2 protein-coding genes are annotated in these 1,139 nt (G+C 67.9%); both read left to right on the top strand.

The annotated features are described in order from the left end of the window. Positions 1 to 602 (top strand): DUF2145 domain-containing protein (locus FKP22_RS31190; RefSeq protein WP_141292036.1); only part of this gene is annotated, 602 nt, incomplete at its 5' end. Between the two features lie 63 nt (positions 603 to 665). Then, the coding region (locus FKP22_RS31185) for an MFS transporter (protein WP_211361685.1) at positions 666 to 1,139 on the top strand (474 nt) is incomplete at its 3' end.

The raw sequence follows: 1,139 nt of genomic DNA, 5'->3' as shown, positions 1-1,139 counted from the left end.
AGGACTTGCGACGCTACGGGCTGCAGTGGTCGCACCTGGGCTTTGCCTACCGCAGCACCGACGCGCAAGGCCGGCCCGCGTGGCGCGTGGTGCACAAGCTCAACCGCTGCGGCACCGACCGCGCCGGCCTCTACCGCCAGGGCCTGGGCGACTTCTTCCTCGACCAGCCCTGGCGCTACGAGGCCGCCTTCGTGGTGCCCACGCCCGAAGTGCAAGCCAAGCTGCGCCCGTGGCTGGACGACAGCCGCCGGCTGCCGCTGATGCACACCGCCGCCTACTCGATGCTCGCCTACCCCTGGTCCGAGCGCTACCAGCAGAGCAACCAGTGGGCACTCGAAACCCTGGCAGCCGCGCTGGATGACGGCGCCACCGACCGCCACCGCGCCCAGGCATGGCTGCAGCTGCGCGGCTACCAGCCCACCGTGCTGAACATCGACGCCTTCACCCGCCTGGGCGCCCGCGCCACCCGCGCCAACATCGCATTCGACGACCACCCCAACAGCAAGCGCTTCGCCGACCACATCGAAACCGTGACCGCCGACTCGATGTTCAGCTGGCTCGCCGGCAGCCAGCTCGCTGGCGCACCGCAGTTGGTGCGTTGAACCGCTACATTGCTACCCGGCACCCGCCGCGCCAAAACCAAAGCCCCCCCGAGGAGACCGTCGATGTCCGCACCTTCGTCCAGCGAACACCCCAGCCAGTTCGCGCTGCTGGGCCAGCGCCGGTTTGCGCCGTTTTTCTGGGTGCAGTTCCTGGGGGCGATGAACGACAACGTCTTCAAGTTCGCGTTCACGGTGCTGGTGACCTACCGGCTCTCGGTCAGCTGGCTGCCGTCTGCCATGGCCGGGCTGGTGATCGGCGCGGTGTTCATCGCACCTTTCCTGCTGTTCTCGGCCACCGCGGGCCAGCTGGCCGACAAGTACGACAAGGCGCGAATGACGCGCTGGGTCAAGAACCTGGAGCTGGCGATCATGGCGCTGGCCACGCTGGGACTGGTGACGCACCAGGTGCCGCTGCTGCTGGGCTGCATCTTCCTGATGGGGCTGCACAGCACGCTGTTCGGCCCGGTGAAGTTCGCCTACCTGCCGCAGCACCTGAACGAGCGCGAGTTGACCGGTGGCAACGGCATGATCGAGATG

It is taken from the genome of Ideonella azotifigens, assembly GCF_006519715.1.
Lineage (GTDB): Bacteria > Pseudomonadota > Gammaproteobacteria > Burkholderiales > Burkholderiaceae_C > Ideonella > Ideonella azotifigens.
This window is presented reverse-complemented; position numbering and strand designations above follow the sequence as displayed.